The organism is Ramlibacter sp. (assembly GCF_028292805.1).
Classification (GTDB): Bacteria; Pseudomonadota; Gammaproteobacteria; order Burkholderiales; family Burkholderiaceae_C; genus Ramlibacter.
The window spans coordinates 16059-41869 of sequence record NZ_JAQGLS010000068.1 but is presented as its reverse complement, the minus strand read 5'-3'; the positions used below and the strand labels follow the sequence as shown (position 1 = coordinate 41869).

Below are 25811 nucleotides of genomic sequence, written 5' to 3'. Positions count from 1 at the left end.
CGGCGGCAGTGGGTCGGGCGGGCAAGGCGCTTCACAGGATGGGCAGGGCGAGGACGACTTCACTTTTCGCATCACCCGCGAAGAGTTCATGAACTACTTCTTCGACGACCTGGCGCTGCCCCGCATGATCCGCACCCAGCTGCTGGCGGACGTGCCCGAGTGGAAGGTGCGCCGCGCCGGCGTGGTCTCCGAGGGCAACCCGACCAGCCTGCACGTGGTGCGCTCCATGCGCGTGGGCCTGGCGCGCCGCATTGCGATGGGCGGCGACCCGCGCCGTGAGCTCAAGCGCGCCGAGGAGCAGCTGGCCGACCTGGAGCGCCGCGCCGAAGGCCCGCCGCCCGAGGTGGAGGTGCTGCGCAAACAGGTGGCCGAGCTGCGCGAGCGCCTCAAGCGAGTTCCCTTCCTCGACCCGTTCGACCTGCGCTACCGCAACCGCGTGCGCGAGCCGATGCCCACCAGCAAGGCGGTGATGTTCTGCCTGATGGACGTGTCCGGATCGATGGACGAATCGCGCAAGGACCTGGCCAAGCGCTTCTTCATCCTGCTGTACCTGTTCCTCTCGCGCCATTACGAAAAGACCGAGGTGGTGTTCATCCGGCACCACACCCAGGCTGCCGAAGTCACGGAAGAGGAATTCTTCCACGCCACCGAGAGCGGCGGCACGGTGGTGTCGAGCGCGCTGACGATGATGAACGACATCATCCGGGCCCGCTACATGGGAAGCGAGTGGAACATCTACGGCGCGCAGGCCTCCGACGGCGACAACTGGCAGCAGGACTCGTCCAAGTGCCGCGCATTGCTGGAGCACAAGATCCTGCCGCTGGTGCGCTACTACGCGTATGTGCAAGTGGCCGACGAAGACCAGAACCTGTGGGAGGAGTACACGCGGGTGCGTGACGCCAACCCGCAGTTCGCCATGCAGAAGATCTGCACGCCTTCGCAGATCTTCCCGGTCTTTCGCGAGCTGTTCAAGAAGAATCCGGCGGTGGCCTGATGCAAGAGTCGCTCCTCGAACCCGGCGTCACGGCCGCGGACGTCCCCGCCAATCGGCTGCCCAATCCGTCGGACTGGGACTTCGATCTGATCGAGACCTACTTCAACGCCATCCGCAAGACGGCGGAGCGGTTCGGCCTGGACACCTACCCGGCGCAGCTGGAGCTGATCACCGCCGAACAGATGCTCGACGCCTATGCGTCGGTCGGCATGCCCGTGAACTACCGGCACTGGTCGTTCGGCAAGCACTTCATCGCCAGCGAGAAGAACTACCGGCGCGGCCACATGGGGCTGGCCTACGAGATCGTGATCAATTCCGATCCCTGCATCGCCTACCTGATGGAAGAGAACACCATGCCGATGCAGGCACTGGTGATGGCGCATGCGTGCTTTGGCCACAACTCGTTCTTCAAGGGCAACTACCTGTTCCGCATGTGGACGGATGCCAGCTCGATCGTCGACTACCTGGTCTACGCCAAGGCCTACATCGCCGAATGCGAGGAGCGCCACGGCATCGAGGCGGTCGAGCAGACGCTGGACGCCTGCCATGCCTTGATGAACTACGGCGTCGACCGCTATCGGCGGCCGCAGAAGATCTCGATGGTGGAGGAAGAGATCCGCCGCAAGGACCGTGAGTCGTACCTGCAGCAGCAGGTGAACGACCTGTGGCGCACGCTGCCCACCAAGGCCGGCAAGCAGGCCAAGAAGGAAACCCGGCGCTTTCCGGAGGAGCCGCAGGAGAACATCCTGTACTTCATCGAGAAGAACGCGCCGCTGCTGGAGCCCTGGCAGCGCGAGATCGTGCGCATCGTGCGCAAGGTGGCGCAGTACTTCTACCCGCAGCGGCAGACGCAGGTGATGAACGAAGGCTGGGCCACGTTCTGGCACTACACGCTGCTCAACACCATGTACGACGAGGGCCAGCTGGCCGACGGCTACATGATGGAGATCCTGAGCTCGCACACCAACGTGTTGTTCAAGCCGCCGGTGACGCACCCGGCCTACAGCGGCATCAACCCGTATGCGCTGGGCTTTTCCATGTTCTCGGACATCAAGCGCATCTGCACCGACCCCACCGACGAGGACCGCGCCTGGTTCCCCGACATCGCCGGCAGCGACTGGGTCAAGACGCTCGATTACGCGATGCGCCACTTCAAGGACGAGAGCTTCATCGGCCAGTACCTCAGCCCCAAGCTGATGCGGGAGTTGCGGATGTTCGCCGTGGTCGACGACGCCGCCCAGTCGGAACTGGAAGTGGCGGCCATCCACGACGACCACGGCTACCGGCGCCTGCGCGAGTCGCTGGCCCGCCAGCACGACCTGGGCTGGCGCGAGCCGAACATCCAGGTCTGGAACGTCAACGCCCGAGGCGACCGCTCGCTGACGCTACGGCATGTGCGCCACAACGACCGCCCGCTGGACAACAGCGCCGAGGAGGTGGTCAAGCACGTCGCCAGGCTGTGGGGCTTTCGGGTGCGGCTCGAAAGCGTGGATGCCCACGAGCGGGTGATGCAGCACTGGGAGGTGACCCCGCCCATGCACCAGCACTGAACAGGCCCGTCTGCCTGCGAAGGCGGGGATCCAGCGGCAGGGCAGGCGTTGATCGGGTGTCCTGCCGGCTTCGACCCAGGAATCCAGGCGGCCGTTGCGCTAGCGCCATCTGGATTGCGGCTGCAGGCCGCAATGACAGGGGGTGCTCCACCGCCTGGCCTAAGCCGCCCCTTGCGACCGCCCCGCCTGCGCTGCCACTCCCGCCAGCACGGCCTCGGTCGCAGCCTGCGCCATTGCCGCCGAGGCCTCGCTGGCGTGTTCCAGTGTCGGCAGCCGGTCCGCCTGCGCCAGCAGCGCCAGGTTGTTCCTGCCGATACCGACGTATGTCAGGCCCGCCGCGGCCATCGCGTGCGGCTCGTACAGGTTGCGGCCGTCGAGCACAAGTGGCGAGCGCAGCGCGTTCTTCAAGGCCCGCAGGTTCGGGCTTTTGTAGTTCTTCCACTCGGTCAGAACGATCAGCGCATCGGCGCCCTGCGCCGCATCCAGCGGCGTGGCCACGAAGGTGATGTTGCGCAGCAGTTCCCGGTCGTCCTGCAGGTCGCTCGCAAGCGCGCGGGCGGCCTGCTCCTGCGCGACCGGGTCGTGGGCGCGCACCTGCGCGCCGGCGCGCAGCAATGCCGCGATGATCGAGCGGCTGGGCGCATCGCGCATGTCGTCGGTGCCCGGCTTGAAGGCCAGGCCCCACACGGCGAAGGTGCGGCCCGCCAGGCTGCGGCCGAAGCGGGCGAAGATCTTGTCCAGCAGCACGCGCTTTTGCGAGTGGTTCACGCGCTGCACCGCGTCCAGCACCTGCAGCGGTTGTCCGTGTTCCAGCGCCGTTCGGCACAGGGCGTCGACGTCCTTTGGAAAGCACGAGCCGCCGTAACCGGTGCCGGCGTACAGGAAGCTGTAGCCGATGCGCGGGTCCGAGCCGATGCCCTGGCGCACCAGCTCGATGTCGGCGCCCACGCGGTCGGCCAGGTTGGCCAGCTCGTTCATGAAGCTGATGCGCGTGGCCAGCATGGCATTGGCCGCGTACTTGGTGAATTCGGCGCTGCGCACGTCCATCACGCGCGTGCGCTCGTGGTTTCGGTTGAACGGGCCGTACAGCTCGCGCAGCAGGGCGAGCGCGCGCCTGCCGCCGGCGTTGTCCTCCACGCCGAGGACGATGCGGTCGGGCCGCATGAAGTCGTCGATGGCCGCGCCTTCCTTGAGGAACTCCGGGTTGCTGGCGACCGAGAATTGCGCATCACCCAGGCCGCGCGCCGCCAGTTCCTCGTGCACCGCGGCCGTCACTTTCTGCGCGGTGCCCACCGGCACGGTCGACTTGTCGACGATCAGCTTGAAGCCGTCCATGTGGCGGCCGATGTTGCGGGCCGCCGCCAGCACGTACTTGAGGTCCGCGCTGCCGTCCTCGTCCGGCGGCGTGCCGACGGCGATGAACTGCACCTGGGCGAAGGCGACGCTGGCCGCCACGTCGCAAGAGAACTGCAGCCGTCCTTCCTCGACGTTGCGCTGAATGATCTCCTCCAGTCCCGGCTCGTGGATCGGGATCCCGCCCGCGTTCAGCAGCCGGATCTTGGTCTGGTCGAGGTCCAGGCAGAAGACGTTGTTTCCCAGTTCGGCCAGGCAGGCACCGGTGACCAGCCCCACGTAGCCGGTCCCGACGATCGTGACGTTCATTGCATCCTCTCCCTTTGCGCATGCGAATAGCCATGAGAGTAGGGGGGGCTCCCCGGCACCGTCTTGCCGACACTGCTTGTAGCCGCGTAGGACTGTTCCTACGAGTGGTCAGGCGAATGGCGGTGCCGTTCATCTCGTTGCATTTGTGACCATGGGCTCTGTCACAAAGGAGGATCAGCCATGATGTCGCGTGAAGCGAACCTGCCGCGTAAGGCAATGCGCGTGGCCATTCCGTTGTTCGTCGAGATCGATGGCAGGAATTACGCGGCCAGCGACTGGTCGACCACCGGCGTCGGCCTGGGCGAACTGGCCTTCGCGCCGAACCAGGGCGACGTGGTCCCGGCGCGCCTGAGTTTCCCGTTGCTCGAGTCGACGCTGCTGATCCCGGTGGAGCTGATCTACCGCAGCACCCATGGCAGCGTGCACGGCTTCGAGTTCCACGACCTGTCCGACCGCACGCGGCGGCTGCTGCGGCACTACATCGAGCTGTCCCTGGACGGCAAGCTGGGCGACGTCGACGACATCGTCGCCGTGGCGGCCTTGGCGCCGGCGGCGAGCCAGCCGGTGGCGCCGCTGTCGCTGCGGCCCGGTCCGGTGACCGCCGCCGGCCCACGCGCGGCGCGGCTGCTGGGCAGCGCGCTGGCCGGGCTGGCGGTGCTGGCGGTCGCTGGCGGCATCCTGTACTACAACCTGACCTACCAGCTCGAAGGCACCGGCTTCGTCAGCGGCAGCATCGCCCGCGTCACGGCCAACCACGACGGGCGGGTGGGCCACCTGCTGGTGCAGCCCGGCGCGCGCGTCGAGGCCAACACGCCCCTGTTCGCCGTGGAGAGCCCGAATCTGCGCAACGAGATCGAGGCGCTGGAGCAGCACGTGGCCCATCTCGGCGCCGAGCAGGCGCGGCTGGCCGGGGCCCGCCGCTCGGCCGAGGCCGGTCTGCTCCATTCCCTGCGGCGCGACATCGGCGAGCACGAGCGCGAACTGGCCAACGCCCAGCGCCTGCTGGAGTCCGGCGCCATCACCCAGCGCGACATGCTGATGGTGTCCAACCAGGTGCAGGACTCCAAGGTGAATTACCTGCGCCAGGTGGCCGAGGGCGCGGGCCGCACCCAGAGCCTGGAAAACAGCGACGTCGTCAGCCGCCTGCGGCTGGACCTGGCGGCCAAGAAGGTGCTGCTGGCACGGCAGGAGGCCCAGCTGGTGGTGCGGGCGCCGGTGCGCGGCAAGGTCTACCACGTCGACAAGCAGGCGGGCGAGTTCGTCTCGGCCCAGGACCCGGTGGTGCTGCTGGAGGCCGACGTCACGCCCAGCGTGCTGCTGCGCGTGCCGAACGACTCGGCGCTCAAGCTGCGACTGGGCATGCCGGCCAGCATCTACGTGCCGTTCGAAGACCGCCAGTACCCGGCCACGGTGGCGGCGGTCGGCCTGGCCGCGGCCAGCGCCGCGGCGGTGGTGACGCAGGAAGTGGGCGCCGACGAGACGCTGGTCAAGCTGGAGTTCGACGACCCGAAGGTGCGGCTGCCGGCCAACGCCCGTGTCAACGTCTGGATCCGCAACCCCGCCTTGCCGTGGTCATGAGCCATGGCACGGGCAGGGCGCACGCGCTCCTGAGCGCCATTCCGCCGCTGCTGCTGTTCGGCGGCGCGGCCCTGGCTTTCCTGCTGTGGGGCCGCGGGGTGCTGCACGGCATGCACGCGCAGGTGATCCTCGCCTTCAGCCTGTTCGCGCTCTGGCGCTACGGCTGGCAGCTGACGCACTACCTGCGCGCCGCCTGGTATGCCGGCTGGCATTACCCACGGCTGCGCGCCGCCGCCGAACAGGCCGCCGCCGGCCGCGCCTGGCCGAGCCGCATCTTCGTGGTCGTGCCTTCGTACCTGGAAGAGGCGTGGGTCAGCGCCTCCGCGATGCAGGCGCTGCTGGCCAACCTGGCCGAGCTGCCTTGCAAGGCGACCGTGGTGGTGGCGCTGGGCAGCGACCAGGACGAGGCCGTGGTTGGCGCGGCCTGCCGCGGCCACGCCGCGTTGGGCCAGGTGGAGGTGGTGTGCCAGCGGCAAAGCCAGGGCAAGCGCATTGCCCTGGGCCACGCCCTGCGCGCGGTGGCGCGCCGCTACGACCACGAAGCCGACAGCGTCACCGTGTTCATGGACGGCGACTCGTGGCTGGAGCCGGGCGCGCTGCGGCGGGTGCTGCCGTTCTTCATGGCCTACCGCGACCTGGGCGCGGTGACGACCAACGAAGAGGTCTACCTGCCCGCCGGCGGCGCCTGGTACCGCGACTGGTTCCGGCTCAAGTTCGGGCTGCGGCAGGTGCTGTTCCAGTCGCACAGCCTGTCGCACAGGGTGCTGACGCTGACCGGGCGTTTCTCGGTGTTCCGCACCTCGATCGTGGTGGCCGAAGACTTCCTCGCTCTGATCGAGAACGACACCATCGAGCACTGGCTGCACGGGCGCTTTCGCTTCCTGATGGGCGACGACAAAAGCTCCTGGTTCCACGTGCTCAAGAGCGGCTGGAGCATGCTGTACCTGCCGGACGTCACCTGCGTCTCGCTGGAAAGCCGCCAGGCCTCCTTCCTGCAGGCGAGCATCTCGCTGCCTTACCGCTGGTTCGGCAACACCCTGCGCAACAACCCGCGCGCGCTGGCGCTCGGGCCGGGCCACACCGGCTGGTTCATCTGGCTGGTGCTGCTCGACCAGCGGCTGTCGATGTGGACCTCGCTGGTCGGCATCGCCGGCGCCAGCGTGCTGGCCATCACCAAGTCCGCGCTGTACCTCCCGCTCTACGTGGCCTGGGCGGTGGCGGTGCGCAGCGTGCAGCTGGTGGTGATCGCCTGGCATGGGCACCCGGTGACGCTGCGGACCATTCCCATCATGCTGTACACGCAGTGGGTCGGTTCGCTGGTCAAGATCCGCGCCTGGCACCACCTGGCCGACCAGAACTGGAGCAAGGGCAAGGCCAACCAGCGCGTCGCGGCGAGCGGCGGCTGGCCACGCCGGCTGGTGCCCACCGGCCGCATGCTGGTGGCGTACGTCGCCTTCGCGCTGGTGATCCTGCTCGGGCACAGTGCGCTGCGGCTGCCCGGCACCGAGTTGTTCGCGGCGCAGCGCCACGCGCATGCAGCGGCCGCCGCCATGCTGGCCGCTGCAAATGCCGCGCCGGCGCCGCTCGCGGCGTTGGCCGACGTGCGTGCCGACGACGGCCGCGACGACGCAGCCGCGTTGCAGGCATTGATCGAATCGGCGCCGCCGGGCCCCGTCCGCCTGCGGCTGCCGGCCGGCCAGCTGGACTTTCACCGGCCACTGGTGATCCGCCGCGACGACGTCAGCATCACCGGCGCCGGCGCCGACCGCACGCGCATCGTCTCGTGGCTGCGCAAGCCGGAACCGGCCGTGTTCCGCATCGAAGGCGCGCCCGGCCCGCGGCTGGGCTCGCTGGCGCGCCCGGCCGGCGAGCAGGAGGCGCAATTGCAGTTGTCAGGCGGCCAGCAGCCGGCGGCCGGTGATTTGCTGTGGCTGCGCCAGCCGAACGACGAGAAGCTGTTCCGGGCCCTGGGCAGCGAGCAGTGGCGGCGCGAGTATCCGTACCTGCGGCAAGCGCTGGTGCGCGTGGCAGGCGCCGCCGGCGACGTCGTCAGGCTGGCCGAACCCGTCGGCACCGCCTTGGACACCGGCACCACGCAGGTGATGCAGGTGCGGCCGGTGCGCGGCGTGCGCCTGGCCGATTTCAGCATCGAGCAGCGCGCCGGCGAGCGCGCCATCGGCTCGGTGGCGCACCGCTACGAAAACCTGGAGCCGGACTTCGCGGTGGACGCGATCTCGCTGATGTGGACGCAAGACGCGGTGGTGGACGGCGTGGCGATCCGAGCGGCCGGCCGGCACCCGCTGAACATCGAGCAAAGCCACGGTTTCCTGGTGCGCAATTGCCTGATCGACGGCGCCTGGAACAAGGGCGAGGGCGGCAGCGGCTACCTGCGCATCGCGCGCAGCCACCGCGGCATGGTGGAAGGCTGCACGGTGCGCGGCATCCGCCACATCGCGCTGCAGTGGAGCGCCTCGCACAACCAGCTGCGCAACATCGACAGCGCGGTGGACATCAACTTCCACGGCGGCTACGCCCACCACAACCGGGTGGACGAGGTGCGCTTCGCGCTGCCGCCGCAGCACCCCTGGCCGCAGGTCTACATCACGCCGCGCAACGCGCGCTGGGCGCCGCCGGACGGGCCCGGCAACCTGGTCAATGGGCGCGCAGCGAATACAGCTCCTGCGGCTGGCGCGGCTTCACCAGCGCGCTGACCTGCGTCAGCACGTCCAGCACCTCCAGCCGCGCCGTCAGGATCTCGCGCTGCAGCTCGTGCAGCCGCAAGGTCAGCTCCTCGACGTCGCGGTCGGAGTCGGGCAGGCTGGAGATCGGGTGGTCCAGACGGTAGCAGGCCAGCTCCGCCTTTTGCCGCACCATGCGGTTCTCCGCCTGCAGCAGCCGCATGTCGTTTTGCTTCAGGCGCAGCCGCTCCGACAGCAGCGCCAGCTTTTGCGCCAGCGCCGCGCGGATCGAATCCTGCTGGTCCTGGAACATCCCCTGGCTGGCGGCGGCGACGGCGTCGCGCACCTCGTCGTTGCCGATCGGCACCCGCAGCCGCACGCCGGCCACGGTGTACGGGCCGCGTTCGAAATCCTTGGAGCGTTCGACGTAGAGACGCACCGAGGTGTTGTCCTTGACCGAGGGCAGGAAGCGGTTGCGCTCGGCCAGCAGCTGCTGCAGCCGAAAGTCGGCCGAGCGGGCCACGGCGCGCTCCAGCAGTTCGGCGTCCGGCTGCAGTTGCACGTCCTCGATCTGGTTGATCAGCTCCTGCGCCTGCGGATAGACCAGCACGTCGCCCAGCCCGGTGTAGTGCTGGGCCCGCAGCGCGGCCCGTTCGGCCTTGTATTCGACTTCGGCGACGTCGCCCCGGGTGGCGCGGCCGGCGGCCAGCTCCTGCTTGCGGCGCTCCAGCACCGGGCGGATCGCGCCGGCCTCGCGCTGGTACAGCAACGCCAGCAGCTTGTTGCGCATCTGCTCCACCGCCAGCAGGTTTTCCTGCAGCTGGCGCTGCTCCATGTCGCGCAGCAGCTGCACGTAGTGGGTTTTGCTCTCCAGCTTCAGGCGCTCCAGCGTGCGGCGTGCCTCGCCGCGGCCCTGGTCGTACAGCTCCCATTCCAGCCCGAAGCTGTAGCGGCCGCCCTCGTTGGGGGCGAACGACTGGTCCGTCATCCCAGTGGCATACAAGCCCTTGAACGGTACCACCGCATCGAGCCGGGCGAAGTAGCTGTCACGCTGCTGCTCCATGCGGTCGGCCAGCGCCGCGTTGACCGAGCTGCCGGCCGGCGCGCTGGACGACAGCGGCGGCACCTGCTGGCTGGTGAGCACCTGGCCCGTCATGCTGCTGCACAGGCTGGCCGCCAGCCGCAGCCGCACCTGCTGGGCATTGGCGCCGGTGAAGGCAGCGGCGGCGGCGAGGGCGATCGCGGCGCGCGCGCAGATCTTGAGCGTGGCTCGCTGCATGGTGTTTTTCGGGCTTCCTGATGAATTGGCACTCAATGCTATGCCAGCCCTGCATCCCGCGGGGGCCGCGGCGCGGCCTGGATGCAAGAAGGAGACACCGATCCAACCTGATGCGAGGCCAGCGCATCCTGGGCACCGGCACCGGCACCGGCACCGGCACAGGCACAGGCACAGGCACCGGCACCGGCACCGGCACGGACACCGGCACCGGCACCGGCGGCAGCGGCCTGGGCAGGGCCATGGCCGAGCGTTTCCTGGCGCTGGGCGCCGACGTCTCCAGCCGCGGCCGGTGCACGGGCGGTCTGCGACGAAAGCGCGGCCGAATGGCGCGACCGCTTTCCGGACCGCACGATCGCCACCTTCGAAGTCGACATCCGGGTGGCCCAGGCGGTGCAGGACATGGTCGAGGCGCTGGCGCCGGGGCGGTGCGACAGGCTCACCGCGCAGAGCATCATGACGGGCGGCGGCAAGGCGCTGGCCGAGGCGGCAACTTCTACGGGCCGCGCAGCTGGAGCGATTCCGAATGGCAGGCCGCGCGCGCCAACAGCGAGGCGCAGAACGCGAAGGACCGCGGCCGGCGGTCCTGAGGGCTCATGCCAGCGCCGTCGCCGGCAGCACCTCGACGGCGGGGTCGCCGCGCCGCGTGACGCTCTTGCGTCCGGTCGTCATCAGCTTGTCGAGCGAATCGGCCAGCGCCTGCGAGGCGCCGACGCGCCAGCCGCTGCTGCCGGCCAGCTCGCGCAGGGCCGAGACGCAGGTGATCGACTCGCCCGGGGCCAGCGTGTGGCCCTGGTCGCCATGCAGTTCGTCGTGCACGGCCACCAGGGTGACCGGGCCGGCGTGCAGCGCCACCACCGGCTGGCGCTCCTTGGGCGCGGCCTTGGTCAGGGCGAAGGCGGCGCGCAGCGCGCGCAGCTCGGGCGGCGTGGTGAGCGTGCCTTCGTCGCCGGCGAACACGGCCATCAGCTCGGTGCCGAACGGGATGACGTGGGCGGCGCCGAACAGGTAGAGCGTGTCGCGTGCCGACTGCTGCACCTGGCGCACCAGCTGCGGCACGTCGGCGCTGGGCTCGGCCTGCAGCGAGCCGATCAGGTCGGCCATCAGCACGATGGCCGAGCCGTAGACGACGTCGCCGTCCTGGTTGGCACGCCGGGTCCAGCGGGCGTTGATCTCCGTGATCAGCCGGCTTTCGTACTGCTTGCCCAGGCTTTCCTTTTGCTGCTCGAGCGCGTCCTCGACCACGTTCGACATCGAGTTCATGAAGGCCTCCTGCTGCACCTGGCGGCGCGCCAGCACCGAGGTGATGGACTCGCACAGCTCGTCAGGTCGGTAGGGCTTGGTCAGGTAGTCGTCGGCGCCGGCCGACATGCCCTGGCGCATGTGCTTGCGGTCGGACATCGCCGTCAGCAGGATCATCGGCACCGTCGCCAGGTGCGGGTCGGCGCGCAGCGTGGCCACGACTTCGTAGCCCGTCATGCCGGGCATCATCACGTCGCAGACGATCACCTCCGGCCGGCTCGCGCGGGCCTTGGCCACACCTTGCGGCCCGTCGGAGGCTTCCTCCACGGCGTGGCCCGCCTTTTTCAGGGCGAAACTTGCGACGAACCGCTGGGCGTCGTCATCCTCGATCAACAACACTGCTGCCATGCCGCATTATTCACTTGGAAACGGCCGCGATTCCCGGGCGCTCTCAGTTCGCCGCGAAAAAGCTCAGGTTTTGCCCTGAGCCAAAAAGCTCAGGTTTTGCCTGAGCCAAAAACTCAGGTCACGCCCTGGGCCAGCATCGCGTCGGCCACTTTCACGAAGCCCGCCACGTTGGCGCCGTCGACATAGCTGATCGAGCCGTCTTCGCGCTCGCCGTGCTTGACGCAGGCCGCGTGGATGCCCTGCATGATGAGCAGCAGGCGGGCATCCACCTCCTCGCGCGGCCAGGAAAGTCGCATCGCGTTCTGGCTCATCTCCAGGCCCGAGGTGGCCACGCCGCCGGCGTTGCTGGCCTTGCCGGGCGCGAACAGGACGCGGGCCGCTTCGAACACCTCCACCGCCTTCAGCGTGGAAGGCATGTTGGCACCTTCGGCGACGCACAGCACGCCGTTGCTGACCAGCGTGCGCGCGTCCTCTTCGTCCACCTCGTTCTGGGTGGCGCAAGGCAGGGCCACGTCCACCTTCACGCCCCAGGGGCGCAGGCCCGGGTGAAACTGGCTGCGAGTGCGCTGGGCGTAGTCGCTCACGCGGCCGTACAGGTGGTTCTTGACCTCCATCAGCTCGCCCAGCTTCTCGGTGGTGAAGCCTTCCTCGTCGACCACCGTGCCGCTGGAGTCAGACACCGTGACCACGCGGGCGCCCAGCGCCATCGCCTTTTCGATCGCGTACTGAGCGACATTGCCCGAGCCGGAGACGCTCACGCGCAGGCCGTCGAACGAGCGGCCGGTGCGCTGCAGCATTTCCTGCGCGAAGTAGACGGTGCCGTAGCCGGTGGCTTCCGGGCGGATCAGCGAGCCGCCGAAGGCCATGCCCTTGCCGGTGAAGACGCAGTCGGCGCGGTTGCTCAGCTTTTTCATCATGCCGGCCATGAAGCCGACCTCGCGGCCGCCCACGCCGATGTCGCCGGCCGGCACGTCGGTGTCGGAGCCGATGTGGCGGAACAGTTCGCTGATGAAGGCCTGGCAAAAGCGCATCACTTCACCCGGGCTCTTGCCCTTGGGGTCGAAGTCGCTGCCGCCCTTGCCGCCGCCCATGGGAAGCGTGGTCAAGGCGTTCTTGAAGGTCTGCTCGAAGGCCAGGAACTTCAGGATCGAGGCATTGACCGACGGGTGAAAGCGCAGGCCGCCTTTGTACGGGCCGATGGCCGAGCTGTGCTGGATGCGAAAGCCGCGGTTGACCTGCACGTCGCCATGGTCGTCGACCCAGCAGACGCGGAAGGTGATCATGCGTTCCGGCTCGACCAGGCGGTCGAGCAGGCCGTGTTCGGCATAGCGCGGATTGCGGCCGATGAAGGGCCATAGGCTCTCCATCACCTCGCTGACGGCTTGCAGGAACTCCGGCTGGCCGGGATTGCGGGTGGCCACATGGGCCAGGAAATCGTGCGCGCTCTGGTATTTCACTGCGGGAAGGTTCTTATGACGGGAAGATGCAAATTTTGCCTGAAGTCATGCATGACTTTGGTGCATACGACAAAGGTTCGCACCTGGGCGGCGCGACTGGCCTGCCCCGTTGAGTCCCTTCCCGCCGCTGCCGTTACTTGTCGCCCCAGACTTCCTGGGCGGTTTCGATCACCAGCCGCAGCTTGCTGCGCTGGTCTTCGACGGCGATGTTGTTGCCGTGCACGGTGCTGGAAAAGCCGCACTGCGGCGACAAGGCCAGCTGCTCCATCGGCGCGAACCTGGCAGCCTCGTCGATGCGGCGCTTCAGCGCGTCCTTGTCTTCCAGCTGGCCGAACTTGGTGGTCACCAGGCCCAGCACCACGGTCTTGCCCTTGGGCAGGAAGCGCAGCGGGCGGAAGTCGCCGGAGCGGGCATCGTCGTACTCCATGAAGTAGGCGTCGATGTCCATTTCCTTGAGCAGCGCCTCGGCCACAGGCTCGTAGTTGCCGGCCGCGGCGTGGGTGCTCTTGAAGTTGCCGCGGCACAGGTGCATGCCCAGCAGCATGCCGGCGGGCTTTTGCGCCACCACCTTGTTGATGAAGGTGGCGTAGCGGTGCGGCAGCTCGTTGGGGTCGTCGCCGCGCTGGCGGGCCGCTTCGCGCATCTTCTCGTCGCACAGGTAGGCCAGGTTGGTGTCGTCCATCTGGACGTAGCGGCAACCAGCTTCGAACAGGGAGCGCAGCTCGTCACCATAGGCCTTGGCCACGTCGTCGTAGAAGGCCGGGTCCAGCTCCGGGTAGGCGTCCTTGCTGATGCCGGCGCGACCGCCGCGAAAGTGCAGCATGGTCGGCGACGGGATCGTGACCTTGGGCGTGAAGCCGGCTGCCACCTGCGACTTGAGGTGCTCGAAATCGGCTTTCTGGATGTCCTTGGCGTGGGTCACCTTGTCGATCACGCGGATCACCGGAGGCGCCAGTTCCTCGGTGCCGTCAGGCTTGCGGATGGTGACCGGGATGTCGGTCTTGACGCCGCCGAGCTGCTCGAGGAAGTCGATGTGGAAGTAGGTGCGGCGGAACTCGCCGTCGGTGATGCTCTTGAGGCCGACGTCCTGCTGGAACTTCACGATCTCGGTGATCGCCTGGTCTTCCACCGTGCGCAGCTGCTCGGGCGTGATCTCGCCGCGCGCCTTCTGGGCACGCGCCTGCAGCAGGGATTGGGGGCGCAGGAAGCTGCCGACGTGGTCGTAGCGGGCGGGGAGTTGCATCATGTTGTTGGTCCTCGGGTCTGGCGGGAAGGGAATAGTTTATGCGTGGCCGCATGGCTGTGATCCCGGGCTTGACCCGGGATCCAGGCGGCGCTCGATCGGGCGCCGGACTGGATTGCGGCTCGAGCCCGCAATGACAAGGTCGGTCTCAGAGGTCCAGCACCAGCACGTCGCTCCTGGCGCGCGAGCAGCAAGGCGTGAACTGGTCGTTCTTGGCCTTTTCGTCGTCGGTGAAGTACAGGTCGCGGTGGTCGCACTCGCCGTCCAGCACGCGCGTGATGCAGGTGCCGCAGACGCCTTGTTCGCAGGACACGAGGATGGTCACGCCGTGCTTTTCCAGCGCCTGCACCACCGTCTCCTTGGCCCCGACTTCGACCAGCTGGCCGCTGCTGGCCACCTTGACCCGGAACGCGCGGTCGCCGCCGGTGTCCTGCGCCGCGGCACCGAAGTATTCGAGGTGGACGTTCTCGCCGGCCCAGCCGAGGTCCTTGGCGGTCTTGACGACGAAGTCGATGTAGCCGGTGGGGCCGCACACGTACAGGTGGGTGCCGGGGTCGGGCTGGCCGATCGCCGCGCGCAGGTCGAGCTTCTGACCAGCGTCGCCATCGTCGTGGTGGAACTGCACCCGCTGGGCGAAGGCCGAGGCGGCGATCTCCTGGCGGAAGGCGGTGCGGTCTTCCGAGCGGGACGAGTAGTGCATGGTGAAGTCGGCGCCGATGGCGGCCAGCCGCTGCGCCATGCACAGCAGCGGCGTCACCCCGATGCCGCCGGCAAACAGCAGCGTGCGCTTGGCGTGCACCAGCGGAAAGTGATTGCGCGGCTCGCTGATCTGGAGGGTGTCGCCTTCCTTGATCGCGTCGTGCATGGCGACCGAGCCGCCGCGCGAGGCGGGGTCGCGCAGCACGGCGATGCGGTAGCGGTGCTGCTCGCCGGCGTCGTTGCACAGCGAGTACTGGCGGGTCAGCCCGCCCGGCACCTGCACGTCGATGTGCGAGCCGGCGCTGAAGCCGGGCAGGGCGGCGCCGTCGGCGCGGGCGAGTTCGAAGCTGGCGATGCCGGCGGCTTCCTGCTGCTTGCGCAGGACTTTCACTTCAATCATTTTGTTCTCTCAGGCTGCGAGTTGCTGCGGCCGCTCGGCCGCGATCAGGCCGTCGATGATACGGCGCGACTGGACCCCGCCGGCGTCGATGTTCAGCATCAGCAGGCGCCGCTCGGGGTAGCGCAGCAGGTTGCGCTGCTGCGCCTCGAGCACCTCCATGTCCTCGGCGAACACTTTCGCCTGGCCGTCGCGGATCTGCGCGGTGAGCGCCTTGTCGCGCGGGTTGAAGTTGCGCGCCATGCCCCAGAAGTACCACATGCTGGTCTCCGATTCGGGCGTGAGGAAGTCGACCACGATGCTGGAAACCTTGTCTTTTGGGTCGGCGTCGTAGCCGCCTTTGCCGGCGTGCGCCACGCCCACCTCGATCATGACGTGGCTGGGCGGCTCGAAGTGGCAGACCTGCCAGCGGTCCACCGGCACGTCGTCGGCCAGGTTGTTGCCGCGCAGGTTGGCCTTCCAGAACGGCGGCGGCATCACGTTGTCCATGAAGCGGCTGGTGATCACGTGGTCGCCTTCGGTCCTGGTGGTGACCGGCGTCTCGTCGATTTCCTTTTGGCCGATGCTGGTGGTGTGCACGTAAGTCTCGTGCGTCAGGTCCATCAGGTTGTCGACCATCAGCCGGTAGTCGCACTGGATGTGGTACAGCCCGCCGCCGTAAGCCCAGTCGGGGCTCTCGGCCCAATCCAGCTTGGGCAGCCTGGCCACGTCGGCCAGGCCAGCGTCGCCTGGCCAGACCCAGACGAAGCCGTACTTCTCGGCCACCGGATAGGCGCGGATCTTGGGAAAGCCGCCGACCCGCTGGCCCGGCATGGCCACCGTCTTGCCGTCGCAGCCCATCACCAGGCCGTGGTAGCCGCACACCAGCTTGCCTTCGCAGACCGAGCCCAGCGACAGCGCCGCGCCGCGGTGCGGGCAGAAGTCCTCCACTGCGGCGACCTGGCCGCCGTCACCCCGGTAAAAGGCGATCTTCTCGTTGCAGATCGTGCGGCCGAGCGGCTTTTCGTCGATCTCGTCGGGCATGCAGGCGACGTACCAGGCGTTCTTGGGAAACATGGTGGTTCAGCAAAGTGGGGAGAGAATGCACGAATTATGCTTTATGAAATACGCTCTGTATACAATTGCCCTGCTGTGCTTCGCGCGTCAACACTGCTCCGCAGTGGAGAGGCAAGGCGGATGCCGCAAAGCAAGACGACTGGACTGTATACAGGAAGAGCTGAATGAACACCGATCCCGAAATCGGCGGCTCGCAGGCCGTCAAGGCGCAACTGCGACTGCGCGAGATGATCCTGGCCGGCGAGTTGCCGGCCGGTGCCCGCATCGCCGAACTCGCGATCGTCGAGCGCCTAAAGGTGTCGCGCACGCCGATCCGCGCCGCCCTGATGCGGCTGGAGCAGGAAGGCCTGCTGGAGGGCTTGCCCAGCGGCGGCTATGCGGTGCGCACGTTCTCCGAGCGCGACGTCTCCGACGCCATCGAGCTGCGCGGCACCGTCGAAGGGCTGGCGGCGCGGTTGGCGGCCGAGCGTGGCGTGGCGGCGGTGGTTCTGGCCGAGGCGCGCGAATGCCTGGCGCAAGTCGATGCGGTGCTGCGGGAGCCGGCGCTGGACGACGAGGCGTTCCTGCGTTACGTCACGCTGAACCGGCGCTTCCACCTGCTGCTCAGCGAGATGGCCGGCAGCGGCTTGATCTCGCGCGAGCTGGAGCGGGTGGTGAGCCTGCCGTTCGCCTCTCCCTCGGGCTTCGTGGTGATGCAGTCCAATTCGCCGCAGGCGCGCGACATGCTGATCGTGGCGCAGGACCAGCACCGCCAGGTGCTCGACGCCATCGAGCGGCGCGAAGGCGGGCGGGCCGAAGCCATCATGCGCGAGCACTCGCGCATCGCCCAGCGCAACCTGCGGGAGGCGGTGCAAAGCCCGCACCTGCACCAGCTGCCCGGGGTGCGGCTGATTCGTCACCGATGAGTCACCCTAGAATGGTGGGCCTGACCTGCTGTCCGTCACCGGCTGCACGTTATCGTGGTGCCGCATAACTGGTAGAGGGCCTGCGGGGCTTTGCGCCCGGGGCCCATGCGTCCAGAATGCGCACCGAAGCTTTCGCAGGCAGCGCCGTGCAGTGCCGCCTGTCCACAACCAGGAGACCGCCATGCACAAGAGAACCGTCCTCCAGACCGCCCTGGCCCTCGGCCTGATCGGCGCCAGCGGCCTCGCCGTGGCACAAGACAACGTCTTCAAGATCGGCCTGATCCTGCCGATGACCGGCCCGCAGGCCACCACCGGCCGTCAGATCGAGGCCGCCGCCCGCCTGTACATGCAGCAGAACGGCGACACCGTCGCCGGCAAGAAGGTAAAGCTGATCGTCAAGGACGACACCAGCCTGCCCGACATGACGCGCCGCCTGGCCCAGGAACTGATCGTCAACGACAAGGTGAACGTCATCGCCGGCATGGGCATCACGCCGTCCGCGCTGGCCGTCGCCCCGTTGGCGACCCAGTCGAAGACGCCGCTGGTGGTGATGGCCGCCGCCACTTCCAGCATCACCCAGGCTTCGCCGTACATCGTGCGCACCAGCTTCACGCTGCCGCAGGCATCGGTGGCGCTGGCCGACTGGGCGCCCAGGAACGGCATCAAGAAGGTCGTGACCCTGGTGTCCGACTACGGCCCGGGCATCGATGCCGAGAAGTTCTTCAAGGAGCGCCTGCAGTTCAACGGCGGCCAGGTCGTCGAGGCGCTGCGGGTGCCGCTGCGCAGCCCCGACTTCGCGCCATTCCTGCAAAAGGTGCGCGACCTCAAGCCCGATGCGTTGTTCGTGTTCGTGCCGTCGGGCGCGGGCGCCGCGGTGATGAAGCAATTCGGCGAGCGCGGCATGGACAAGGCCGGCATCAAGCTGATCGGCACCGGCGACGTGACCGACGACGACCAGCTCAACGACATGGGCGACGTCGCCCTGAACGTGGTGACTTCGCACCACTACTCGGCGGCGCACCCGTCGGCAGCGAACAAGAAGTTCGTCGACGCATTCGGCAAGGCCAACAAGGGTCTGCGCCCGAACTTCATGGCCGTGGGCGGCTACGACGGCATGCGCGTGATCTACGAAGCGGCCAGGAAGACCGGCGGCAAGGGCGATGGCACGGCGCTGCTCGAAGCCATGAAGGGCCAGCTGTTCGAGAGTCCGCGCGGCCCCATGTTCATCGACGCGCAGACCCGCGACGTGGTGCACAACATCTACCTGCGCAAGGTCGAACGCAACAAGGACGGCCAGCTGTGGAATGTCGAGTTCGACGTGATCAAGGACGTCAAGGACCCGGGCAAGACGAAGTGACTTCGGCGCGCATCCGCTCGCCTCGCACAGGGTTGGGGACCAGGGACCAGGGACCAGGGCTAGGGAAACAGCCAGCCCCCTAGGCCCCAGCCTCTAGCCCCGCTCAAAAATGCTCACCATCCTCTTCGACGGCATCGCCTACGGCATGCTGCTGTTCATCCTGGCCGTCGGCCTGGCAGTGACGATGGGCTTGATGAACTTCATCAACCTGGCCCACGGCGCATTCGCGATGGTGGGCGGCTACATCCTGGTGCTGCTGATGCAGCGCTACGACGTGCCGTTCCTGGTCTGCCTGCCGCTGGCCTTCGCCGGCGCGGCGCTGCTGGGCGCGGTGCTGGAGCGCACGCTCTACCGCCCGCTGTACAAGCGGCCTCACCTGGACCAGGTGCTGTTTTCGATCGGCCTGGTGTTCATGGCGGTCGCCGCCTTCGACTTCTTCGTCGGCTCCACCCAGCAGATCGTGCAGCTGCCCGAATGGCTCAAGGGCCGTACCGAGCTGGGCAGCGATCCCTGGACGCTGGGCATGGGCCACTACCGGCTGTTCATCATCGCGGTCTGCGCGGCGCTGACCTTCGTGCTGCAGTACGTGCTGGCCAAGACCCGCTTCGGCAGCCGCCTGCGCGCCTCGGTCGACGACCAGCGCGTGGCGGCCGGCCTGGGCATCAACGTCAACATCGTGTTCCTGTCGACCTTCGCCTTCGGCTCCGGCCTGGCCGGCCTAGGCGGCGCGCTCGGCGCGGAAGTGCTGGGGCTCGACCCGCAGTTCCCGCTCAAGTTCATGATCTATTTCCTGATCGTGGTGGCGCTGGGCGGCACGTCATCCATCACCGGCCCGCTGGTCGCCGCGCTGCTGCTGGGCATCGCCGACGTGGCCGGCAAGTACTACATCCCCAAGATGGGCGCCTTCATCGTCTACTGCCTCATGATCGCCATCCTCTTGTGGCGGCCGCAAGGCCTGTTCACCCGCACCGGTGGCAAGGCATGAGCGCGCCCGCCGGACTCGACGCGCGCGCCTCGCTGCTGCGCAACAGCCGCATCCGGCCCTGGGAACCCGTGCTCTGGATCCTGGCCTTCCTGGCGCCGGTGGTGCTGCCGCAGCACGCGGCCATCGTCAACGAAGTGGCGATCGTCGCGCTGTTCGCAATCTCGCTGGACCTGGTGCTGGGCTACACCGGCATCGTCTCGCTCGGGCACGCCGCCTTCTTCGGTTTCGGCGGCTATGCGGCGGCGCTGTTCGCCAAGCACCTGATGCCGGACCCGCTGCTCGGGCTGGCCGTGGGCATCGTCGCCGGCACCGTGCTGGCGGCGGCGGCCAGCGTCACCATCCTGCGGGGCACCGACCTGACGCGACTGATGGTGACGCTGGGCGTGGGCCTGATCATGCTGGAGCTGGCCAACAAGCTCGACTGGCTGACCGGCGGCGCCGACGGCCTGCAGGGCGTGGTGATGGGTCCGCTGCTGGGCACCTTCGCGTTCGACCTGGCCGGCCGCACCGCCGCCTACTACTCGCTGACGGTGCTGTTCCTGCTGTTCCTGGTGGCCCGCCGCATCGCCCGTTCGCCGCTGGGCTTCACGCTGCAGGCGATCCGCGACAACCGGCTGCGCGCCATGGCCATCGGCATCCCGGTCAATGCGCGGCTGGTGGTGGTCTACACCATCGCCGGCGCGATGGCGGGCGCCGCCGGCGCGCTGCTGACGCAAACCACCGGCTTCGCCTCGCTCGACCTGTTCGAGTTCCACCGCTCGGCCGACGTGATGCTGATCCTGGTGGTCGGCGGCACCGGCTGGCTGTATGGCGGTGTCGCCGGCGCCATCGTGTTCAAGCTGATGCAGGATGCGCTGTCGGCCATCACGCCGCAGTACTGGACCTTCTGGCTGGGCCTGTTCCTGGTGGTGCTGGTGCTGGTCGGCCGGGATCGGTTGCTCAAACCGCAGTCGTGGTTCAAGCGGGGACGCGGGCAATGAGCGACGACATCGTGCTGTCGGCCAGGGGCCTGGTCAAGCGCTTTGGCGGCATCACCGCCACGCAGAACGTCGACCTGGACGTGCGCCGCGGCGCCCGCCACGCGCTGATCGGCCCGAACGGCGCCGGCAAGACCACGCTGATCAACCTGCTGACCGGCGTGCTGCCGCCCACCGAGGGCCGCATCGTGCTGGAAGGCGAAGACATCACCAACCTGGCGCCACACAGGCGGGTGCGGCGCGGCATGGTCCGCACCTTCCAGATCAACCAGCTGTTCAACCCGCTGACGCCGCTGGAGACGCTGGCCCTGGTCGTGTCCCAGCACAAGGGCCTGGGCGGCGGCTTCTGGAAGCCGCTGGGCACCAGCAAGGAAGTGGCGCGACGCTGCGAGCAGCTGCTGGCGCAATTCCACCTCACGGAGGTGATGAACCAGCGCACCGAACACCTGGCCTATGGCAAGCGCCGGCTGCTGGAGATCGCCATCGCGCTGGCCTGCGAGCCGCGCGTGCTGCTGCTGGACGAGCCGGTGGCCGGCGTGCCGGCCGGCGAGCGCGAGGAACTGCTGCAGACCGTGGCCGCCTTGCCGGCCGACGTCTCGGTGCTGCTGATCGAGCACGACATGGACCTGGTGTTCAGCTTCGCCGACCGGATGACGGTGCTGGTCAACGGCGCGGTGCTGACCGAAGGCACGCCCGATGAAATCGCCAACAACCCCGAAGTGAAGGCCGTGTACCTGGGACATGGCGAGGAAGTGGCCGCCGGGCCGCCCCAGGGCGCCAGCGCCGCGTCGGGGGGCAGTGCAGCGGGCGTGCCCGCAAACTCGGGGACAAACATCCATGGCTGAACTTCTGAAGGTCGAGAACCTGAGTGCCGGCTATGGCGAAGCGGTGGTGCTGAACGGCGTCTCGTTCTCGCTGGACGAAGGCCGGACGCTGGCGTTGCTGGGGCGCAACGGCACCGGCAAGACCACGTTGATCAACACGCTGGCCGGCGCCACGCGCCAGCATGGCGGCAGCATCACGCTGGCCGGCAAGGCGCTGCACAAGCTGCCTTCGCACGAGCGGGCCGCCGCCGGCATCGGCTGGGTGCCGCAGGAGCGCAACATCTTCAAATCACTGACGGTGCACGAAAACCTGACGGCGGTGCAGCGGCCCGGCCGCTTCACGCCGGGCCGCGTCTACGAGATGTTTCCGCGGCTGGCCGAGCGCAAGACCAACCTGGGCACCCAGCTGTCCGGCGGCGAGCAGCAGATGCTGGCCGTCGGCCGCGCGCTGGTGGTCAACCCGCGCCTGCTGCTGCTGGACGAGCCGCTGGAAGGGCTGGCCCCGATCATCGTGAGCGAGCTGCTCAAGGCGATCGCCCGCCTCACGCGCGACGAAGGCCTGTCGGCCATCATCGTGGAGCAGCATCCGCAGGCCATCCTGGCGATCTCGCACCGGGCCGTGGTGCTCGATCGCGGCACGGTCGTGCACTCCGACACCGCGCAGTCGCTGCGCCAGGCGCCGGAACTGCTGGAGCGGCTGCTCGGTGTGGCACGATAAGACCATGAACATCGATCGCAGGCAAGCCCTGGCGGCTGTGGCGGCGACCGCCGCACTGGCCGCACCGTGGGCCGTGGCGCAGGCCGCCTTTCCCTCCCGGCCGATCCGCATCGTCGTGCCGTTCGGTGCCGGCGGCATCGCCGACCTGACGGCGCGGGCGGTCGGCAAGGAGCTGGGCGAGCGCCTCAAGCAGAGCGTGATCATCGACAACCGGCCCGGCGCCGGCGGCGTCAGCGCGGGCGAGCTGGTGGCGCGGGCCGAGCCGGATGGCCACACCTTGCTGCTCATGAGCAATGGCACGGCCGTCAGCGCCGGGCTGTTTCGCAAGCTGCCGTTCGACGCGCAAAAAGACTTCGCGCCGGTTTCGCTGATCGGCACCTTCGACATCGCGGTGCTGGTGGCGCAGAACTCGCGCTTCAAGACCCTGGCCGAGCTGCTGGCGTACGCGAAGGCGAATCCCGGCAAGCTGAACATCGCCACCGTGGCCGTCGGCAGCACCCAGAACCTGGCGGCCGAACTGTTCAAGACCACTGCCGGCATCGAGGCGCAGGTGGTGCCGTTCAACGGCACGCCGGCGGTAATCACCGCGTTGCGCAGTGGCGAAGTCGATGCCGGCGTCGAAATCCTGGGGCCGGTCAGGACGCAGATCACTTCCAAGGCCTTGCGCGCGCTGGCCGTGCTGGGTGACAAGCGCCCGGTCGGCCTGGGCGAAGTGGTGCCGACGGCGGCCGAAAGCGGCGGCCCGCTGGCCGGTTTCGACGTGGCCTCGTGGAACGCGCTGGCCGCACCCGCCGGCACGCCGCGGCCGGTGGTCGAGCGGCTGCAACGCGAGGTGGCGGCCGCGTTGGCGACGCCAGAGTTGAAGCAGCGGCTGGCCGACTTGAGCGTGGAAGCGCGTTCCAGCACGCCCGAGCAACTGGGCAGCTTGCTGGGCAGCGAGATCCGCCGCTGGAGCCAGGTGATCGAGCGGGCCAGGATCGCGCGCCAGTGACCATGGACATCCGGCGCATCGGCCTGGTCGGCTACGGCGAAGTGGGCAGGATCTTCGGCCCAGGCGTCCAGCCCGGCTAGTGCTCGCCGTCCTGGCCGTCACCGGGCCGATCTATCTGGTGGTGGCGCTCGGCTGGCTGCTCACCCGCGGCGGCCTGTTCGCCCGCGCCGACATGCGGGTACTGGGCAAGTTCGTCGTCAACGTCGCGCTGCCTGCCTTGCTGTTCACCGCGCTGTCGCAGCGCAGCGTGGCCCAGGTGCTCAACCCGGTCTTCGTCGCAGCCTATGCGCTCGGCTCGCTGGTCGCCATGGCCGCCGGCGTCTGCTGGGCCCGCCGCATCGCCGGCAAGCCGCTGTCGGCGGCCGCCATCGCCGGCATGGGCATGTCCTGCCCCAACAGCGGCTTCATCGGCTTTCCGCTCATCGCCCAGCTGTTCGGCCCGGTCAACGCCGGCATCGCGCTGGCGCTGGCGATGGTGGTGGAGAACTTCCTGACCCTGCCGCTGGCGCTGGCGCTGGCCGAAAGCGACATCGGCGAAGGCGGCGGGGGCCAGGGCTGCGGCCAGCGCCTGCGCCTGGCCTTCGCGCAATCGACGCGCTCGGTGGCGCGCAACCCGATGCTCTGGGGCATCGCGCTCGGATTCCTGTTTTCGCTGACGGGGTGGCGGCTGCCGGCGCCGGTGGGGCGCAGCGTCGACCTGCTGGCCGCCGCCTGCGCCGCGCTGGCGCTGTTCGTCATCGGCGGCTCGCTGGTGGGCGTGCGGGCGCAGGCGCTGGCGCGCGACGCCGGCGTGATCGCTGCAGGCAAGCTGCTGCTGCACCCGCTGGCGGTGCTGCTGTTCGTGCTGCTGCTGCCGCCCATGGCGCGCGAGTTGCAGGTGGCGGCGGTGGTGATGGCGGCGGTGCCGATGCTGGGGATCTACCCGATCCTGGCGCAAAAGCACGGCCACGAGACGATGGCCGCGGCGGCCCAGCTGACCGCGACCTTGGCTTCGTTCTTCACGCTGACGGCGGTGTTGTGGGTGGTGCAGCGGGGGGTCTAGGGCGCGGGATGGTGCGCAAGCTCCATCCCCATGGTCAAACGTGCGCCACCACGCTGGGCGCCGTCTTGCGGATCAGATCGAGCGCCGCCTTCTGCACCGGCGTCGCGGGCCGCTGCAGGCTGGTGGCCAGCGACAGGCGGATGCGCAGCGGCGGCTGGCCGATCTGCTGCGCGGTGTAGGCCGAGGGCCGCGGCGAGTTGAGCAAGGCGTTGCGCGAGAGGATGGCGCAGCCAGCGCCGTCGAGCACCAGTTCCAGGATGGCGGAGACCCCGTCGATCTCCAGCGCCACGCTGGGTCGGCAACCGATGTCCGCCATCTGCGCCTCGACGTGCATGCGGATCGCGTTCGGCCGCGTCGGGATCACCAGCGGCAAGCCAGCCACCTCGGCGAGCTGAACCGGGCCTGGCGGCGGGTCTTCATGCAGGCCGGGCGGGCGGGCCCGCACCAGCAGCAAGTCTTCTTCGAGCAGGGGCGTCACGTCCATCTCGCGGGTGGGCTGGGCGTTGTACAGCACGACGATGTCCAGCCGCCCGCCGATGAGGCTTCGCTGCAAGCCCCCGGACAAGCCTTCGCTGATCGACAGCCTCGCCTCGGGCAGCGCCTCGCGGAAGGCCCGGGACAAGGGCACGGTCAGCACCCGTGCCACGCTGCTGGGCAGGCCCACCGCCACCCGGCCCGACAGGCCGCCGCGCAGCCGTCCCATGTCTTCGCGGGCCCGCTCCACCTGGTGCAGGATGCCGCGGCCGTGGTCCAGCAGCAGTTTGCCGGCTTCGGTCGGCACGGCGCCGCGACCGTTGCGCACCAGCAGGGTCTGGCGCAGTTCCACTTCCAGCATGCGCACCTGCCGGCTCAGCGCCGGCTGCGCCACCTCCAGCTCGATCCCGGCGCGCGTGAAGCTGCCGAGCTCGGCCACGCGAACGAAGTACTCCAGTTGTTTGAGATCCATGTGTTCGGCGATACCTTGGTCTTCATTATGCTGAATCGCTATAGCTGCTAGTCGTTCCCTGGCCTTGGTTCATCCGGTCTGGGGCGACCACAATCGCGGCATGACCCTCCCGCTCCGTGGAATCTCCTCGATGGCCACGCGCCAGCTGCTGAACGAACTGGCCGCCGCCTGGCAGCCGCCTGCTGGCTGTTCGGTGACCATCGAGTCGGTGGGTGGCGTCGACGCCGCCAGGCGGGTGGCCGCCGGCGAAGCCTTCGACTTCGTGGTGCTGGCCTCCGAGGCGATCGACAAGCTGGTTGCCGCCGGCCATGCCGTGGCCGGCAGCCGCGTCGACATCGTGCAGTCCGGCGTTGCGATCGCGGTCCGCGAAGGCGCACCGCGTCCGGACGTGGGCAGCGAGCAGGCGCTGCGCGCGGCAGTGCTGGCGGCGCCCACCATCGGCTATTCCACCGGCCCGAGCGGCACCGCGTTGCTGCAGCTGTTCGAGCGCTGGGGCATCACCGCGCAGGTGCGCGAGCGGCTGGTGCAGGCGCGCCCGGGCGTGCCGGTTGGCGCCCAGGTCGCCAGCGGCGACGTCGCGCTGGGCTTCCAGCAATTGAGCGAGCTGGTCAACCTGCCAGGCATCACGGTGCTCGGCGGCATGCCCGACGCCGTGCGCATCGACACCATCTTCTCGGGCGCGATCTGCGCGGCAGCGACGCAGGCCGAAGCGGCGCGCGCGCTGCTCGCCTTCATGGCCTCACCCGAAACCACGGCCGCCAAGCGCCGCAACGGCATGGACGCCGCCTGACACCCCACCGCCCCCGCGGGCGCAACGACAAGGAAG

21 protein-coding genes are annotated in these 25811 nt (G+C 68.7%); 13 read left to right on the top strand and 8 right to left on the bottom strand.

From position 1 onward, the window contains the following. On the top strand, positions 1–994 hold a 994-nt coding region (locus JWP65_RS03720), incomplete at its 5' end, for a YeaH/YhbH family protein (protein ID WP_299760472.1). Next, positions 994–2544: a SpoVR family protein gene (locus tag JWP65_RS03715; RefSeq protein ID WP_299760470.1), complete on the top strand. Its 1551-nt coding sequence runs from the start codon at positions 994–996 to the stop codon at positions 2542–2544. The genes JWP65_RS03720 and JWP65_RS03715, both read left to right, overlap by 1 nt. 159 nt (positions 2545–2703) lie before the next feature. Here JWP65_RS03715 and JWP65_RS03710 read toward each other — a convergent pair whose 3' ends face one another. After that, a complete protein-coding gene (locus JWP65_RS03710; protein ID WP_299760468.1) occupies positions 2704–4206 on the bottom strand; it encodes a UDP-glucose/GDP-mannose dehydrogenase family protein in 1503 nt (500 codons plus the stop codon). A 180-nt stretch (positions 4207–4386) separates the two neighbouring features. Between JWP65_RS03710 and JWP65_RS03705 the strand changes: the two genes are divergently transcribed. Together JWP65_RS03705 and JWP65_RS03700 are read left to right on the top strand one after the other, a co-directional pair. Next, positions 4387–5784, top strand: coding sequence for an HlyD family efflux transporter periplasmic adaptor subunit (locus JWP65_RS03705; protein WP_299760466.1), 1398 nt, complete (start codon positions 4387–4389; stop codon positions 5782–5784). Further along, entirely contained in the window at positions 5781–8495 is a 2715-nt protein-coding gene (locus tag JWP65_RS03700; protein WP_299760464.1) for a glycosyltransferase, read from the top strand. Before JWP65_RS03705 ends, JWP65_RS03700 begins: the two co-directional genes overlap by 4 nt. On the opposite strand, the gene JWP65_RS03695 is transcribed toward JWP65_RS03700, so the two are convergent. The 6 genes from JWP65_RS03695 to JWP65_RS03670 form a co-directional block, all read right to left on the bottom strand. Further along, on the bottom strand, positions 8437–9741 hold the full coding sequence (locus JWP65_RS03695; RefSeq protein WP_299760462.1) for a hypothetical protein: 1305 nt from the start codon (positions 9739–9741) through the stop codon (positions 8437–8439). The genes JWP65_RS03700 and JWP65_RS03695 overlap by 59 nt on opposite strands. A gap of 591 nt (positions 9742–10332) precedes the next feature. Further along, positions 10333–11388, bottom strand: a complete 1056-nt coding sequence (locus JWP65_RS03690) for a response regulator transcription factor (RefSeq protein WP_299760460.1) — start codon at positions 11386–11388, stop codon at positions 10333–10335. Between the two features lie 113 nt (positions 11389–11501). Then, positions 11502–12845: an NADP-specific glutamate dehydrogenase gene (gdhA, locus tag JWP65_RS03685; protein ID WP_299760458.1), complete on the bottom strand. Its 1344-nt coding sequence runs from the start codon at positions 12843–12845 to the stop codon at positions 11502–11504. Between the two features lie 133 nt (positions 12846–12978). Continuing rightward, positions 12979–14091, bottom strand: coding sequence for a 5-methyltetrahydropteroyltriglutamate--homocysteine S-methyltransferase (locus JWP65_RS03680; RefSeq protein ID WP_299760456.1), 1113 nt, complete (start codon positions 14089–14091; stop codon positions 12979–12981). Positions 14092–14236: 145 nt separating this feature from the next. Further along, positions 14237–15187, bottom strand: coding sequence for a PDR/VanB family oxidoreductase (locus JWP65_RS03675; RefSeq protein WP_299760454.1), 951 nt, complete (start codon positions 15185–15187; stop codon positions 14237–14239). Between the two features lie 9 nt (positions 15188–15196). Next, positions 15197–16240, bottom strand: a complete 1044-nt coding sequence (locus tag JWP65_RS03670) for an aromatic ring-hydroxylating dioxygenase subunit alpha (RefSeq protein ID WP_299760452.1) — start codon at positions 16238–16240, stop codon at positions 15197–15199. A 164-nt stretch (positions 16241–16404) separates the two neighbouring features. On the opposite strand from JWP65_RS03670, the gene JWP65_RS03665 reads away from it, so the two are divergent. From JWP65_RS03665 to JWP65_RS03630, 8 genes are all read left to right on the top strand, one after another. Next, positions 16405–17145 carry a GntR family transcriptional regulator gene (locus JWP65_RS03665; protein ID WP_299760450.1) on the top strand — a complete coding sequence of 247 codons (741 nt, stop codon included), beginning with the start codon at positions 16405–16407 and terminating at the stop codon, positions 17143–17145. A 181-nt stretch (positions 17146–17326) separates the two neighbouring features. After that, on the top strand, positions 17327–18502 hold the full coding sequence (locus tag JWP65_RS03660; protein ID WP_299760449.1) for an ABC transporter substrate-binding protein: 1176 nt from the start codon (positions 17327–17329) through the stop codon (positions 18500–18502). Positions 18503–18611: 109 nt separating this feature from the next. Next, positions 18612–19487: a branched-chain amino acid ABC transporter permease gene (locus JWP65_RS03655; protein WP_299760448.1), complete on the top strand. Its 876-nt coding sequence runs from the start codon at positions 18612–18614 to the stop codon at positions 19485–19487. Then, positions 19484–20467 (top strand): branched-chain amino acid ABC transporter permease, encoded by a 984-nt coding sequence (locus JWP65_RS03650; RefSeq protein WP_299760446.1) that lies wholly within the window; start codon positions 19484–19486, stop codon positions 20465–20467. Before JWP65_RS03655 ends, JWP65_RS03650 begins: the two co-directional genes overlap by 4 nt. Then, on the top strand, positions 20464–21309 hold the full coding sequence (locus JWP65_RS03645; RefSeq protein ID WP_299760444.1) for an ABC transporter ATP-binding protein: 846 nt from the start codon (positions 20464–20466) through the stop codon (positions 21307–21309). The genes JWP65_RS03650 and JWP65_RS03645 overlap by 4 nt, the downstream gene beginning before the upstream one ends. Beyond that, positions 21302–22006: an ABC transporter ATP-binding protein gene (locus JWP65_RS03640; RefSeq protein WP_299760442.1), complete on the top strand. Its 705-nt coding sequence runs from the start codon at positions 21302–21304 to the stop codon at positions 22004–22006. The genes JWP65_RS03645 and JWP65_RS03640 overlap by 8 nt, the downstream gene beginning before the upstream one ends. Positions 22007–22010: 4 nt before the next feature. Beyond that, entirely contained in the window at positions 22011–22997 is a 987-nt protein-coding gene (locus tag JWP65_RS03635) for a tripartite tricarboxylate transporter substrate binding protein (RefSeq protein WP_299760440.1), read from the top strand. 79 nt (positions 22998–23076) lie between these two features. Further along, the gene (locus tag JWP65_RS03630) at positions 23077–24039 is read left to right on the top strand and encodes an AEC family transporter (protein WP_299760438.1); all 963 of its coding nucleotides are present in this window, start codon (positions 23077–23079) and stop codon (positions 24037–24039) included. Positions 24040–24073: 34 nt separating this feature from the next. On the opposite strand, the gene JWP65_RS03625 is transcribed toward JWP65_RS03630, so the two are convergent. Next, positions 24074–24985: a LysR substrate-binding domain-containing protein gene (locus JWP65_RS03625; protein ID WP_299760436.1), complete on the bottom strand. Its 912-nt coding sequence runs from the start codon at positions 24983–24985 to the stop codon at positions 24074–24076. A 100-nt stretch (positions 24986–25085) separates the two neighbouring features. On the opposite strand from JWP65_RS03625, the gene JWP65_RS03620 reads away from it, so the two are divergent. Further along, positions 25086–25775 (top strand): substrate-binding domain-containing protein, encoded by a 690-nt coding sequence (locus JWP65_RS03620; RefSeq protein WP_299760434.1) that lies wholly within the window; start codon positions 25086–25088, stop codon positions 25773–25775. Positions 25776–25811: the final 36 nt, after the last annotated feature.